Origin of the sequence: Niastella populi, from assembly GCF_002078015.1 — a bacterium.
Classification (GTDB): Bacteria; Bacteroidota; Bacteroidia; order Chitinophagales; family Chitinophagaceae; genus Niastella; species Niastella populi.
Genome location: NZ_LWBP01000204.1, coordinates 1 through 13115, shown reverse-complemented (window position 1 = coordinate 13115; position 13115 = coordinate 1). Strand labels below are relative to the sequence as shown.

The following is a 13115-nucleotide window of genomic DNA, read 5'->3' as shown; positions in this document are numbered from 1 at the left end:
ATTACTTCGTCGCGTTATTAAAGTTTAGTTCATTAAAGATTTTGTGTCAACTGCAATAGCAGGGCTCATAGAACTTGCCATGAACACGCTTTTCAGGTAAGTGCCTTTTGCAGAAGAAGGCTTTGCCTTTACGATGGCGTTGATCAGCTCGTGACTGTTCTCGGCTATCTTCTCAGGGCTGAAGCTTACGCGGCCGATAGAAGCGTGAACGATACCAGCTTTATCAACCTTGAAAGCGATCTTACCACCTTTCACCTCATTTACGGCAGCAGCCACATCATTGGTAACAGTACCTGTTTTTGGATTGGGCATCAGGTTACGGGGACCTAAGATCTTACCCAGTTTACCAATTTTAGGCATCACTGAAGGCGTAGCGATGATAACGTCTACGTCTGTCCAGCCACCTTCAATTTTTTGAACAAACTCATCCAGGCCAACAAAATCGGCGCCGGCTGATTTTGCATCAGCTTCTTTATCGGGGGTACATAATACCAGTACTTTTTTGGTTTTACCGGTACCATGTGGCAGGGTAACAGTACCACGAATAGCCTGGTCGGCTTTCTTCGGGTCAACACCCAGGCGGATGTGAATGTCTACAGATGCGTCAAACTTTGTTGTATTAACGGTTTTCACGATAGAGGAAGCCTCTTTCAGTGAGTACACTTTATTTTTATCGACTTTAGCGTCAACTGCTTTTCTTTTTTTAGGAATTCTTCCCATTGTCATTCAGTTTTAAGAATCCCGGCTACCCGGGAAGTGAACAATTAATTTTCCCAGGGAGCATTACCATCAACGGTAAGACCCATGCTGCGGGCTGTACCAGCCACCATGCGCATAGCACTTTCCAGGGTGAAACAATTCAGGTCGGGCATTTTGTCTTTCGCAATTGCCTCTACCTGTGTCCAGTTCACTTTACCAACCTTATTACGGTTAGGTTCTTTAGAACCGCTTTGCAGTTTAGCAGCTTCCAGCAACTGAACGGCTGCAGGAGGAGTTTTAATTACAAACTCGAACGATTTGTCGGAATAAACGGTGATTAATACAGGAAGTACTTTGCCCATTTTATCCTGCGTGCGGGCGTTGAATTGTTTGCAGAATTCCATGATATTGATACCCTTGGAACCCAGTGCAGGACCTACAGGAGGAGCCGGATTAGCCTGGCCGCCTTTTACCTGTAGCTTTACGAAGCCGGTAATTTCTTTTGCCATGATTTACTGATTTATTGGTTCAAACGATGGTTCGCTCCGTTTCACCGGAACTACTTGATCTCCCAAATTCCTCTGATCCCTTGTTTTAGGGGAACTAAAAAGAACTTTCTTTTGGGGTCGCAAAGGTAACGAAAGTTTTGAAAAAAACAATACTTCTTCAAAAGGTGGAAAACGGCTGCAATTTACGCCAGATACGGCTCCCGCATCAGGTTACCTGGTAGCCGTTCAGGAATTTAAAGCGTCACCAATGCACCCGGCCAATAATAGCCCTTGCTCCTCTGTTGGCTTGCTGGTGGTAAACACCTGTGCCGGTTTATATGGCAATTCAGGAGCTCAGGTTCGTTGCTTGCATTCCATTACCAGCCCCGCACCTACCGGGTGTAAGCCCTACCCTCCTGCATGCTAATTGTAGCCTTGAAACCATATTCCTATTCCTTGGCACACCTAATCATCTATCTGATTGCTTACATACAAACATCACTTACATGCATTCATCTGCACCATCACCACCCTCTTTTGTAATCAAATAAGTTGCATTTTCAAGCGGTCGCAAATGAACACATGCCGGTTAAGCGCTTTATGGTTTTGCATTCGACAATTATGCAATCGATGTACTAAGTTTGCCATGTGACGATCTAAGATTTCCTATGATCACAACCGGGCATTTCAACCACCTGCAGCACACCAGGCGAGATGTGGCCATTGGCTGAAACGCTTACCTGATAAGGGATACAGCCAGCGGTGCAATAATCCAACCGAATTAACAGGCGCGTATGGATAAAGGGCATGAATACCTCATAAAAACCCATCAATGATGGCCGGAATTTTGCAAGCAGTATAGCCAATTATAACAGGATCAGGCATTAGAAAGCAGAACTACTGTTAGCAAAATGCACGTAGTTTTTTATTTTTTGAATATTTATACGTAGCTTTTGCGTTTAATTATAACAACGCTTCTTCTTATAGAAATTAACCAACAACAAAAAACACATCAACACTATGGCCAAAGCAAAGAAAAAAGCAGCTAAAAAAGCAGCTCCTAAGAAAGCAGCGAAGAAAAAATCACCGGCCAAAAAAGTGGCCAAAAAGGCCGTGAAAAAAGCCGCAAAGAAAGCCGCTAAAAAAGCTGCCAAGAAAGCCGCTCCCAAGAAAGCAGCTCCCAAGAAAGGAGCAAAAAAAGCCGCCAAAAAAGGAGCAAAAAAAGCCGTTAAGAAAGCTGCTAAGAAAGCCGCTCCCAAAAAAGCAGCAAAAAAAGCCGCCAAGAAAGCCGCTAAAAAAGTTGCAACTAAAGCACCGGTAAAAAAAGCAGCGAAGAAAGCAGCGAAAAAATCGCCTTCTAAAAAAAGAGCCGTATCTAAGCCAGAACCAATACAGGAAAAAGAACCAATAGTTATTCCTCCTGTATTTGATGAGGATGTTGATGCTACCGAGGCTGAAACCGATACAGATGTAGATGTGGATACTGATATCGATATGGATGACACTGATGATACAGATGCCGTTGAAGATGTTGATGGAGATGATGAAGATGTTGATACCGATTCTGACGATGATGATAACGCCATCGAGGAAACTGTTGAAGAAGACGACACTGACGAAGATGACGATGATGAAGAGAATGTGTAAGCAACTCCCCGTGTTTTGCTACATCAAAAAAAATTAACCTTTCCCGATGCGGAAAGGTTTTTTTATCGATTTACTCAAAAAAAAACATCTGCCCGAAAGCAGATGTCCTATTAGTATTTTAAGGCGAATTGTTAATTACGCTAACTTTTCAACCTGCATGTAGTTCAATTCTACCGGCGTAGAACGGCCGAAGATCTTCACCGTAACTTTCAACTTCTTCTTCTCGTCGTTCACTTCCTCAATAATACCATTGAAGTCGTTAAACGGTCCTTCGATGATCTTGATGGTTTCCCCAACAATAAATGGCTCACTCATGCTTACACCACCGGTTTCGGCCATTTCATCCATTTTACCGAGCATTTTATTTACTTCGGCTTTCCTAAGCGCAATAGGATTTTCCTTACCCAGGAAATGGATCACATTGGTTGTATTTTTAATAGCTTCACGTAAATCGTCAGACAACTTATTCTCCAGCACTTCAATCATTACATAGCCCGGGTAATAGTTCCTTTCACGCATCACCTTTTTACCATTCTGCACTTTATAAACCTTTTCCACAGGCAGAAACACTTGCTTAACCACTTCGCCCCAGCCACCACGGGATATCTCCTTGTCAAGGTATTCTTTTACCTTGCGCTCTTTGCCGCTCACCACCCGCAGCACATACCATTTAGTTTCTTGTTGTTGAGTAGCTTGTTCCATTATCAAATAAGTGAATATATAAATTTAAGGGCTTGTTGGGCAACCAGGTCCATAACCCATACCACCCCGGTGACCAACAAGGTAGCTACCAGCACTATCACCGTAGATTGCTGCAACTGCAACCATGTAGGCCAGGTCACCTTTTCAATCAGCTCCCGGTAAGATTCCTTCAGGTATGTTGATATCTTATTCATGTTCAGAAGATTAGCAAATATGAAAATTAGCAAATGGGAATACAATTTTAAACACAAATTCAAAATTCCACCCCATTGGCTAATTAGCACATTAGTGTAGCACGGGCACTAGGATTCGAACCCAGATCGAAGGTTTTGGAGACCTCTATTCTACCGTTGAACTATGCCCGTAAGTACGCCAAACACTTAATGATCAACACGTAACGCATTAAACATATGCGTTCGGCGTAAAAGATCTTTTATTAGAAAACAAAGTACCTGAACGGTAAAAGCTCAAGTACTTTGCAAATATACTAAGAATAAAACTCCTAGTTCTCCACTGTTAAGTAAAGCCGGAATGTTATTTCAGGATTTCAGTTACCTGACCAGCACCTACTGTACGGCCACCTTCACGGATGGCGAATTTCAGACCTTTTTCCATCGCAATAGGCTGAATCAGCTTAACGTGCAGGTTGGTGTTATCACCAGGCATTACCATCTCAGTACCAGCTGGTAATTCTACTTCACCGGTAACGTCAGTAGTACGGAAGTAGAACTGAGGACGATATTTGTTAAAGAATGGCGTGTGACGTCCACCTTCTTCTTTGCTCAGTACGTAAACTTCACCTTTGAACTCAGTGTGAGGAGTGATAGAACCTGGTTTTACGATTACCATACCGCGACGGATATCTTTTTTATCGATACCACGTAACAGCAGACCTGCGTTATCACCAGCTTCACCTTCGTCTAACAGTTTGCGGAACATTTCCACACCTGTTACAGTAGAAACGATTGGTTTTTCAACCAGACCTACGATCTCTACACCTTCACCAACTTTGATACGGCCTCTTTCTATACGACCAGTAGCAACAGTACCACGACCAGTGATAGAGAATACGTCTTCAACAGACATCAGGAACGGTTGGTCAACCGGACGAGGAGGCAGAGGAATGTAAGTATCAACAGCTGCCATCAGCTCTTCAACAGCTTTAACCCATTTTTCTTCACCAGCCAAAGCGCCGGTTGCAGAACCCTTGATGATAGGAGTGTTGTCGCCGTCGAAACCGTAGAAGCTTAACAGCTCGCGGATTTCCATTTCAACCAGCTCAAGTAACTCCGGGTCATCAACCAGGTCAACTTTATTCATAAATACCACCATACGGGGAACGCCTACCTGACGAGCAAGCAGGATGTGTTCTTTTGTTTGGGGCATAGGACCATCTGTAGCAGCCACAACCAGAATAGCACCATCCATCTGGGCAGCACCGGTGATCATGTTCTTCACATAGTCAGCGTGACCGGGGCAATCCACGTGTGCATAGTGACGATTTGCAGTTTGATACTCAACGTGCGCGGTGTTGATAGTGATACCACGCTCTTTTTCCTCAGGAGCTGCATCGATCTCGTCATATTTTTTTGCCTGCGCCAGACCAGATTTAGACAAAATGGTGGTGATAGCGGCAGTTAAAGTAGTTTTACCGTGGTCAATGTGACCGATGGTACCAACGTTAACGTGAGGTTTATCCCTCTTGAAAGTCTCTTTTGACATCGTTATCTGTTTTTAGTTGTGGTTTTATTAAATAATTACAAAACTCGTCCTTTTTTCCCTTGCAGGAAGAAAGGATTTATGTATCCGGCACCAGATAGCCTATGAAGCTTCCGTTGCGTCGCACACTTCATCTTTAGTATCTATACCAGGCATTTTCTCTTTCCGGTAAACCATCCGGTCTGTAGCCGATATAAACTTTTACGATTTAGGGTCTCAACACCCTTCAAATCTTCAAATAACTTTTAGCAACCCTGCTCAAATAACTTATGAGCCGTTAGTGAGAATCGAACTCACGACCTCTTCCCTACCAAGGAAGTGCTCTACCACTGAGCTACAACGGCTGATAGAGTTGTGAGGCATAAAAAAACTCAAAACCCATTCGAGCGGAAGACGAGGTTCGAACCCGCGACCTACAGCTTGGAAGGCTGTCGCTCTACCAACTGAGCTACTTCCGCATACTTTTAAATAAAAGAACTTAACACGAATGTGCCCGCCTTTTCCGCCAACTGGCGAATCGGCGGGCGAAGTGGGCAGGAGAGGATTCGAACCTCTGAAGTCGAAAGACAGCGGATTTACAGTCCGCCCCATTTGGCCGCTCTGGAACCTGCCCGTGTTATAAAACAAAAAGTAAAAGCAAACACGCAACGTGAAATGCAGAGCCACTTGTCGGAATCGAACCAACGACCTACTGATTACAAATCAGTTGCTCTACCAGCTGAGCTAAAGTGGCTTGTTTAAAAGCACATCTATCAAAAAACTTACAACCTTGTCGCATCAACTCATCGGCCTTCCCGGTTACTTCGGGATGCTCTACCAGCTGAGCTAAAGTGGCTTTTTTTTCAACTTGTCTATCAAAAAACTTAAAATTCTCTTTTACCGCCCAACACTCTTACAAACCCCAATTTTTGTGCAATATTAACTCACTGTAACCAGTATTCAATAATCATTTTTTATTGCCAAAATAAACCTTCAAAATAACTGAAACTCAGGCCTGTAAAGAACTTTTTTCACCTCATTTTCGCACCCTGCTATTTTTTGAGGAAGGCAAAGGTAAATGAATTTGTGTAATTCTAAAATTTTGATCAGTATTTTTTTTGCTTGTTTTCAACGATTTGCAAAATCTTTCCCAACCAACCTTCCACAAGGGGCCGCAAAGCTAATTACAATAAAGCTTATTCGAGCACTCAGGGCAAAAAAAAACCTCCCCGAGGGGAGGTTTTATAAAAGTGAATGAATTATCTGGAAAGAAGTTAACTCAAAATTCAGGCAGCTTGTTTTTCCTTTTTTCTTTTCACCTGGTTCACCAGCGAATCCAAAGCATTGTCAAATGACTCTTCGAACGATTTTGAACTACATTTCACAAAGAATTGATGACGTGGGACCTGGACCCTGATTTCTGCGACTTTATCCTTTATCGTGTGTACGACATTATCCAACTTCAGGTATACGTCTACCTTGATAATGCGGTCGTGAAAAGTATTAATTTTTTGAAGTTTACGATTAACATATTCGATCAGTTTTGAATCAGCAGTAAACCGCACAGACTGAATGTTTACGTTCATAACAATCGCATTTTAACAGTGAAACAATATTTAACAATAAATGAAAGATCTTGTTTTTTACCACCAATGTCAGGAGTGAGAGAATTCAATGTGGTGGCTCATTTGAAGGAGATTCGTCTATTACATAAGCACATCATTTAAGCTCTATGAAGATAATACAACAAGAATTCTTTTCCAAATTAAATTGTAGAATCAACAGTAAAGAAATTGAGGTTTAGTACAAATAAACTATTACCGAACAATTAGCACTTCTTTAGCATAAACCAAACAACAATTCGCTTATGCCGAATCCATCTTTCCCCTGTAACACTCTCACTTTTTAAATAAACAAAGAACAAAGGCTGGCAGTCAGCCATCGCCCTGTAAGCAGCAACCTGCTCCTTCTATCAATCGCTTATTCAGGCAGGTATATTGTACGCGTACTCAATTTTCGTTTAAACGATACTAATGCATGCACCATGATGCGCTGTAATAATAACGTCCTGTAATGTAAACTTACCGCTAAGGCAGGAAGCCTATGTTGACATTGATCATTCTGGCGAATGATTGCTGTTACGCCTTGGGATGCGCTTTCTTATAAACATCTTTTAGCTTCTCAATAGAGTTATGAGTGTATATCTGCGTGGCTGCCAGGCTCGAATGACCCAGCAACTCCTTAACCGCAATGAGGTCGGCGCCATTATTGGTTAAATGGGTGGCAAAGGTATGCCGTAGTATGTGGGGGCTTTTTTTATCAACCGTTGTAACCAGGCTTAAATATGATTTAACTGCCGTGTACACATATTGAACATGAACCTGTTTGCCCTTTTCATTTACCAGTAAATACACCCGGTCGGCCGCCTCGATGGCTTGTTTCAACCTTATGTATTCGTTGATCTCAGTGATCAACACAGGGCTTACAGGAATCACCCGTTCCTTATTCCCTTTACCCAGGACCTTTATGGTATTAGCCGCCGCATTCACCTGGCTTTCTTTCAGGTTAACCAGTTCGCTCCGCCGCATGCCGGTATTATAAAATATGGCCAGTATCAACCGGTCGGTTCTGCCGCTCCACGTATCGGGGAATTCCACATGTTGAAATAAGGTATCTGTATCCTTTTGCTCAACATAAACCGGCAGCCGTTTGGGGATTTTAGGCGATACGATGGTGGTCATCGGCGATTGCTCCAATTCGCCTGTTCGCAAATGATATTTAAAGAAAGATTTTAAAGAAGATATTTTCCGGTTGATGGTTTTGGCGCTGTTCTTTGCTTCCTTTAGCGAGGCCAGCCAACTGCGCACAAAGGAGGAACCTATTTCTTTTAAGGCCGGTTCCTGCATATCGAATTGCTTCTGCAGGTAGGTGAAAAACTGTTGCAGATCTTCCTCATACGCCGTAATGGTATGGCTGGAATATCTCTTTTCGAATTGGAGATAACTTAAAAAACCCGCAACTGATTGATTCGACCGGCTCATATAATGGAGATGACCCTTAAATTTACTTAAAACCTCATAATAAATAACTGAAATCGTTATTGGAAATGTATCATCAGTGAAGTTACCGTCAGCATTATTTCACCACCATGACCGTAACCGTGATTTTTTACCAGATATTTTCAAGATCCTTTTTCGTGTAGGTAGTGTTCCTGGTATTAAAATAACTGCCTCCCCTGGTGTTTGTTCTTTTCTTAAAAGCTTTCGATAGAAAAGACAGCGGAATCAAAATAAATATAAATACAACGGTCAAAATCACATTATTAATTACTGATCCAATAGCATGGCTGAGTTTTAACCATAGCAGTGCGATCTTTTCTGCAAGCGACTTAAACAATAGCCCTGCCATTGCTAATACTAGGGCGGCCAATAATAACCAGGGATTTTTAGTATACCAGTAAATTATACCCAGCATTATCACAAATGCCAGCATAGTTTCCAGCACCTTACTTCTTTCCATATAATTAAAATAGGGTATAAATAAACGGAGCCAGGGAGGTGCCTCCCAGTATCAATAGCACCCCTATCAATATAAAAATAATTATCAGTGGAGCAAGCCACCATTTTTTTCGCTCTTTTAAATAAAGCCACAGATCGCGCAAAAAATCCATACGTTAACCCGCTTTATAAACAATTTATTAATCAAGTCCACCCGCCAGTTGCCAGTTATCCTTTGGCATAACCGGCTGCTCTTTTTTATCGAACAGGTAATTTCCTGCCACCAGAAAATCCATATCTGTACGCATGAAACAATTATACGCTTCTTCCGGTGTATTTACAATAGGTTCGCCCCTTACATTAAAACTGGTGTTTATCATTACAGCACAACCGGTTTTATCTTTAAATGTCTTTAATAATTTCCAAAACCTTGTATTTGTTTCACGGTGCAACGTTTGTATCCGCGCAGTATAGTCAATATGTGTAACCGCCGGTATACTGCTTCTTTGAAAATACAGCTTACCCAAAAGGTCTTTTTTTTCAAAATCTGCCGGTAAAGAGATCTGCAATTCAGGTTTCACCTTCTTAACCAATGCCATATAGGGCGAAGTACCATCATAGGTAAAATAATCCGCCACATCTTCAGCAAGTACCACCGGGGCAAACGGTCGAAAGCCTTCCCGAAGTTTAATTTTCTCGTTCAATTTCTTTTGCATGTAGGGGTTACGGGCATCGGCAATTATACTTCTGGCGCCCAATGCCCTGGGGCCAAACTCCATTCGGCCCTGGTGCCAGCCTACCACATGACCTTCTGCAACCAACAACGCCACGCGGTTCAACAATTCATCTTCATTATGGAAATACTCGAAGGCTGCTTTGTATTTTCTGATGATAATGGCAATATCTGTATCAGTATATGCCGGTCCCAATAATGCGCCCTCCATGCCATCCATTTTGGCAGGCGACATCTTTCTTTCACCATCAAAATAAATATAGTATCCGGCACAGGCAGCACCTAATGCACCGCCAGCATCGCCTGCTGCAGGCTGAACGAAAATTTGTTTAAAAATTCCGGTATTATCTAATTTTCCGTTTGCCACACAGTTTAACGCCACTCCGCCTGCCATACAAAGGTAATCGGCGCCCGTAATACGTTTGGCTTCGGTAGCCAGCTTTATAACTATTTCTTCCGTTACCTGCTGAATAGCCAGCGCCAGGTCGCAATATTGTTGTTCAGGAAATGATTCGGGCGTTCGCTTTGGAAAACCAAACAGCTTTTCCCATTGTTGATCATGCACCATTCGTAACCCGGTGGCATAATTAAAATAACGCTGATCAAGGTGTATAGACCCATCTTCCTTCAACTCAACCAAATGCTCTTTGATGAGCTTTATATAATTGCTCACCTGTTCCGAATGAGGATTGCCATAAGGGGCAAGCCCCATTAACTTATACTCACCTGAATTAACCCTGAACCCGCAGAAGTAAGTAAAAGCAGAATATAAAAGGCCTAACGAATGAGGGAAATTCAATTCCTTTAACACGGTTATTTTATTTCCTTCTCCAACACAAATTGAAGTGGTAGCCCACTCCCCCACTCCATCGATGGTTACAATAGCCGCTTTTTCAAAAGGTGACACATAGAAAGCGCTGGCAGCATGAGAAAGATGATGCTCCGGAAACAATAATTTGACCTTCCGGCCAGCTTTCTTATCAATATCGCTTAGCTGATCACGAATTATTTTCTTCAGAAACATTTTTTCCTTGATCCAAACCGGCATGGATGTAAGAAAAGAGCGTAACCCTCTGGGAGCGTTCGAGTAATAGGTTTCCAGCAACCGCTCGAATTTTAAAAATGGTTTTTCATAAAAAACCACGGCATCCACTTCATTCAGCGACCGGCCGGCATACAGTAAACAATATTTAATAGCATTTATTGGAAAGGCCGCATCGTGCTTCTTACGGGTGAATCGCTCTTCCTGAGCTGCTGCCAGAACTGTTCCATCCTGGATGATTGCAGCCGCCGAATCGTGATAAAATGCTGAAATTCCTAAAATTGTCATCTGGCTCAAATATACATAAGGAGCACGGAAATTATTCCCATATACCCGCAGTATGCATGAATTCTAAGAGGGTAATAAGGCCGAAGGTATAAAAACGGCCATCAGAAATGGCTGGCGGGAGAGATATAATTTTGAGGCTGAGCTAACATAAACCAAAAAGGCCACCTTTAGAGTGGCCGTAAATATGTTAGCTTGAATGATATTATTGTTTATCCTTCAATCTGACCGCTGGCAACCTTCTGCTTGTAAACAGCTTTCAACACCTCGTTGCGACGTTTTACCGACGGCTTGGTGTAAGATTGACGCTCTCTTAACTGCACCAATATCTTAGCTTTCTCAAATTTCTTTTTGTACTTTTTGAGGGCCTTGTCGATATTTTCGCAATCTTTTGAATCGATAATCAGCATAATTATATACCTCCTTTAAGGCGTTTTAGGGCTGCAAATATAGCCTAATTTCCTAAAAAATTCAAAATACCTCCAAAATTCCGATTTTTGTCCCATGTTTACAGGAATTATTGAAACCATCGGAACTATAGAACAGGTTATTACGGCCGGCACAAATAAAACTTACTGGATAGCCTCCTCCCTTTCCCGGCAATTTAAGGTTGACCAAAGCGTTTCCCATAATGGCGTTTGTTTAACCGTTGAAGAGGTTCAGGACAACCGCCACCGGGTTACCGCCATTGCCGAAACTTTGCAAAAAAGCGATCTCGACCATTGGAAAACCGGCGACCTGGTCAATATTGAACGCTGTATGCTTATGAACGGCCGGCTCGACGGGCACATTGTTCAGGGGCATGTTGACACCACGGCCATTTGCGTTGATAAAAAAGGGCTGGAAGGCAGCTGGGAGTTCCGGTTCCGGTTTCCCGAACAATTTGGCGCATTGGTGATCGAGAAAGGCTCAATCAGTTTGAACGGCATCAGCCTCACTATTTTCAACGTTACGCAAAATGAGTTTTCGGTAGCTATCATACCGTATACCTTCGAACATACGAATATTAAACAGGTGGAACCTCAAAGTACCGTAAATCTTGAGTTTGACATAGTGGGCAAGTATATCCATCGAATTGCCTCTCTAAAAAGCCTGTCTTAAAAATTGCGTAATTCGTTTGCAATTATTTCGGCAACTTTTTTGTGTCCCCTGGCATTGATATGGTGAGTATCTAAAATAAAGTAATCGTTTTTAGTAAACCTCCCGGCAAAATCAATCACCTTTAAGTTATTGTTGAATACCGATTGATAATAGGGCGTATAAATAAGTGAATCAACAATGCGCGCGAAATTTGAATTGATACTGTTCCGGCTATCCAGTTGAAACACTACGACTTTTGTTTTTGAGAAATCAACCGGCGCTTTTGCAATAATATTCAAAAACTGTTTTGCAGACGTAATATCTATTTTATCCACTTGTTCATCTACAGGAAAAAAATGATGTGCTTTATTTAAAACCTTTTTGAAAAATATCAGGCTTAAAAAAGTGAAATTTTTCGCCGGGAAATATTGCCGGTTAATTTTATGCGCTCTGACAACGTCTTCATACTCTTGCCTACCGGAGATGTTTAACACAAAATTATTCTGAACATATGAATTATTTTCGGTTTCATCATTAGAGCAGTATTGAATTATCAGATGGGTTAAATTGCTACGGTCAAAATGCCTCAAACTGATGATCTCCCTGGGCGTTCCATACGAGGGGATGCCCGCATTCAATACTTTTTTACCGCTAAATTTTTCAAGCAATTGAGGAAAGGCATTCTCCTGTTCTACTCCCCACCCAAAAGTAAAAGAATCGCCAATACATATGACCGAAGGACCGTGTAACGACATATCATCATCTCGTAAGCCAGCATTGTTCGCCTGAATACGGGTATTAAATTCAGGATTGGAAAAATCACAGGACACATTTGGTTTCAATGTATAAAACAAGCTGGCATTATATTCAGACGCGACATCGTCGAATTGAATATTGTTTTGCAGATACGTTCTGTAAAAATATGTATAAGTATCATTTAAAAAAACGGGCATTTGTGCCGGATAATATAACCAATAAGTACATAGCCCTTCCGCCAGTACCACATACCCTATAAAAAGAATCCATGCAATCAACCATGTTCTTTTAACCTGCGTAAATCTCTTTAATAATGCCTTAAAAGATGGTATAAACAAAAAACCCAGCAATGTCAGAAACTGTAAGGCAGAAAGGCATAATTCAAAAAAATACGAATAAGATAAACTCAATTTATTAAAAACCGCCTTAACCACTTGTAAAGCAAGAATTATAATAATTAAATAGAACAGTCTTTTTAACAATAATTC

General features: G+C 41.8%; 14 protein-coding genes and 5 tRNA genes. 2 read left to right on the top strand and 17 right to left on the bottom strand.

Annotated features, from left to right (window positions below):
* Positions 1–24: 24 nt before the first annotated feature.
* Both rplA and rplK read right to left on the bottom strand, forming a co-directional pair.
* Entirely contained in the window at positions 25–720 is a 696-nt protein-coding gene (gene rplA / locus A4R26_RS24240; RefSeq protein ID WP_081169121.1) for a 50S ribosomal protein L1, read from the bottom strand.
* 44 nt (positions 721–764) lie between these two features.
* Positions 765–1208, bottom strand: coding sequence for a 50S ribosomal protein L11 (rplK, locus tag A4R26_RS24235; protein ID WP_081169120.1), 444 nt, complete (start codon positions 1206–1208; stop codon positions 765–767).
* 999 nt (positions 1209–2207) lie between these two features.
* Here rplK and A4R26_RS35145 point away from each other — a divergent pair.
* A complete protein-coding gene (locus tag A4R26_RS35145; protein WP_081169119.1) occupies positions 2208–2834 on the top strand; it encodes a hypothetical protein in 627 nt (208 codons plus the stop codon).
* A gap of 135 nt (positions 2835–2969) precedes the next feature.
* Here A4R26_RS35145 and nusG read toward each other — a convergent pair whose 3' ends face one another.
* From nusG to rpsU, 14 genes are all read right to left on the bottom strand, one after another.
* Complete coding sequence (gene nusG / locus A4R26_RS24225; protein ID WP_081169118.1) at positions 2970–3536, bottom strand: transcription termination/antitermination protein NusG; 567 nt, start codon at positions 3534–3536, stop codon at positions 2970–2972.
* Between the two features lie 2 nt (positions 3537–3538).
* Positions 3539–3730 carry a preprotein translocase subunit SecE gene (secE, locus tag A4R26_RS24220; RefSeq protein WP_081169117.1) on the bottom strand — a complete coding sequence of 64 codons (192 nt, stop codon included), beginning with the start codon at positions 3728–3730 and terminating at the stop codon, positions 3539–3541.
* Between the two features lie 100 nt (positions 3731–3830).
* Positions 3831–3901, bottom strand: a tRNA-Trp gene (locus A4R26_RS24215).
* A gap of 169 nt (positions 3902–4070) precedes the next feature.
* The gene (gene tuf / locus A4R26_RS24210) at positions 4071–5258 is read right to left on the bottom strand and encodes an elongation factor Tu (protein ID WP_081169116.1); all 1188 of its coding nucleotides are present in this window, start codon (positions 5256–5258) and stop codon (positions 4071–4073) included.
* Between the two features lie 269 nt (positions 5259–5527).
* Positions 5528–5599, bottom strand: a tRNA-Thr gene (locus A4R26_RS24205).
* Positions 5600–5640: 41 nt separating this feature from the next.
* Positions 5641–5713, bottom strand: a tRNA-Gly gene (locus A4R26_RS24200).
* A gap of 72 nt (positions 5714–5785) precedes the next feature.
* Positions 5786–5868, bottom strand: a tRNA-Tyr gene (locus A4R26_RS24195).
* A gap of 47 nt (positions 5869–5915) precedes the next feature.
* Positions 5916–5988 (bottom strand) — tRNA-Thr (locus A4R26_RS24190).
* A 532-nt stretch (positions 5989–6520) separates the two neighbouring features.
* Positions 6521–6820 carry an HPF/RaiA family ribosome-associated protein gene (locus A4R26_RS24185; RefSeq protein WP_081169115.1) on the bottom strand — a complete coding sequence of 100 codons (300 nt, stop codon included), beginning with the start codon at positions 6818–6820 and terminating at the stop codon, positions 6521–6523.
* A 552-nt stretch (positions 6821–7372) separates the two neighbouring features.
* Positions 7373–8275 carry a phage lytic cycle repressor MrpR family protein gene (locus A4R26_RS24180; protein WP_081169114.1) on the bottom strand — a complete coding sequence of 301 codons (903 nt, stop codon included), beginning with the start codon at positions 8273–8275 and terminating at the stop codon, positions 7373–7375.
* A gap of 127 nt (positions 8276–8402) precedes the next feature.
* Entirely contained in the window at positions 8403–8753 is a 351-nt protein-coding gene (locus A4R26_RS24175; protein WP_081169113.1) for a hypothetical protein, read from the bottom strand.
* A gap of 4 nt (positions 8754–8757) precedes the next feature.
* The gene (locus A4R26_RS36140) at positions 8758–8904 is read right to left on the bottom strand and encodes a DUF5989 family protein (RefSeq protein ID WP_369332941.1); all 147 of its coding nucleotides are present in this window, start codon (positions 8902–8904) and stop codon (positions 8758–8760) included.
* Between the two features lie 27 nt (positions 8905–8931).
* Entirely contained in the window at positions 8932–10794 is a 1863-nt protein-coding gene (locus tag A4R26_RS24170) for a carbamoyltransferase family protein (protein WP_081169112.1), read from the bottom strand.
* Between the two features lie 209 nt (positions 10795–11003).
* Positions 11004–11201, bottom strand: coding sequence for a 30S ribosomal protein S21 (gene rpsU / locus A4R26_RS24165; protein ID WP_081169111.1), 198 nt, complete (start codon positions 11199–11201; stop codon positions 11004–11006).
* 94 nt (positions 11202–11295) lie between these two features.
* On the opposite strand from rpsU, the gene A4R26_RS24160 reads away from it, so the two are divergent.
* On the top strand, positions 11296–11892 hold the full coding sequence (locus A4R26_RS24160) for a riboflavin synthase (protein WP_081169110.1): 597 nt from the start codon (positions 11296–11298) through the stop codon (positions 11890–11892).
* Here A4R26_RS24160 and A4R26_RS35140 read toward each other — a convergent pair.
* Positions 11889–13115 (bottom strand): SGNH/GDSL hydrolase family protein (locus A4R26_RS35140; protein ID WP_207625808.1); only part of this gene is annotated, 1227 nt, incomplete at its 5' end. The genes A4R26_RS24160 and A4R26_RS35140 overlap by 4 nt on opposite strands.

What these genes read in the sequence shown, in the direction of transcription:
- rplA (WP_081169121.1), bottom strand. Translation starts at nt 720, where the DNA reads ATGGGAAGAATTCCTAAAAAAAGAAAAGCAGTTGACGCTAAAGTCGAT.
- rplK (WP_081169120.1), bottom strand. Translation starts at nt 1,208, where the DNA reads ATGGCAAAAGAAATTACCGGCTTCGTAAAGCTACAGGTAAAAGGCGGC.
- A4R26_RS35145 (WP_081169119.1), top strand. Translation starts at nt 2,208, where the DNA reads ATGGCCAAAGCAAAGAAAAAAGCAGCTAAAAAAGCAGCTCCTAAGAAA.
- nusG (WP_081169118.1), bottom strand. Translation starts at nt 3,536, where the DNA reads ATGGAACAAGCTACTCAACAACAAGAAACTAAATGGTATGTGCTGCGG.
- secE (WP_081169117.1), bottom strand. Translation starts at nt 3,730, where the DNA reads ATGAATAAGATATCAACATACCTGAAGGAATCTTACCGGGAGCTGATT.
- tuf (WP_081169116.1), bottom strand. Translation starts at nt 5,258, where the DNA reads ATGTCAAAAGAGACTTTCAAGAGGGATAAACCTCACGTTAACGTTGGT.
- A4R26_RS24185 (WP_081169115.1), bottom strand. Translation starts at nt 6,820, where the DNA reads ATGAACGTAAACATTCAGTCTGTGCGGTTTACTGCTGATTCAAAACTG.
- A4R26_RS24180 (WP_081169114.1), bottom strand. Translation starts at nt 8,275, where the DNA reads ATGAGCCGGTCGAATCAATCAGTTGCGGGTTTTTTAAGTTATCTCCAA.
- A4R26_RS24175 (WP_081169113.1), bottom strand. Translation starts at nt 8,753, where the DNA reads ATGGAAAGAAGTAAGGTGCTGGAAACTATGCTGGCATTTGTGATAATG.
- A4R26_RS36140 (WP_369332941.1), bottom strand. Translation starts at nt 8,904, where the DNA reads ATGGATTTTTTGCGCGATCTGTGGCTTTATTTAAAAGAGCGAAAAAAA.
- A4R26_RS24170 (WP_081169112.1), bottom strand. Translation starts at nt 10,794, where the DNA reads ATGACAATTTTAGGAATTTCAGCATTTTATCACGATTCGGCGGCTGCA.
- rpsU (WP_081169111.1), bottom strand. Translation starts at nt 11,201, where the DNA reads ATGCTGATTATCGATTCAAAAGATTGCGAAAATATCGACAAGGCCCTC.
- A4R26_RS24160 (WP_081169110.1), top strand. Translation starts at nt 11,296, where the DNA reads ATGTTTACAGGAATTATTGAAACCATCGGAACTATAGAACAGGTTATT.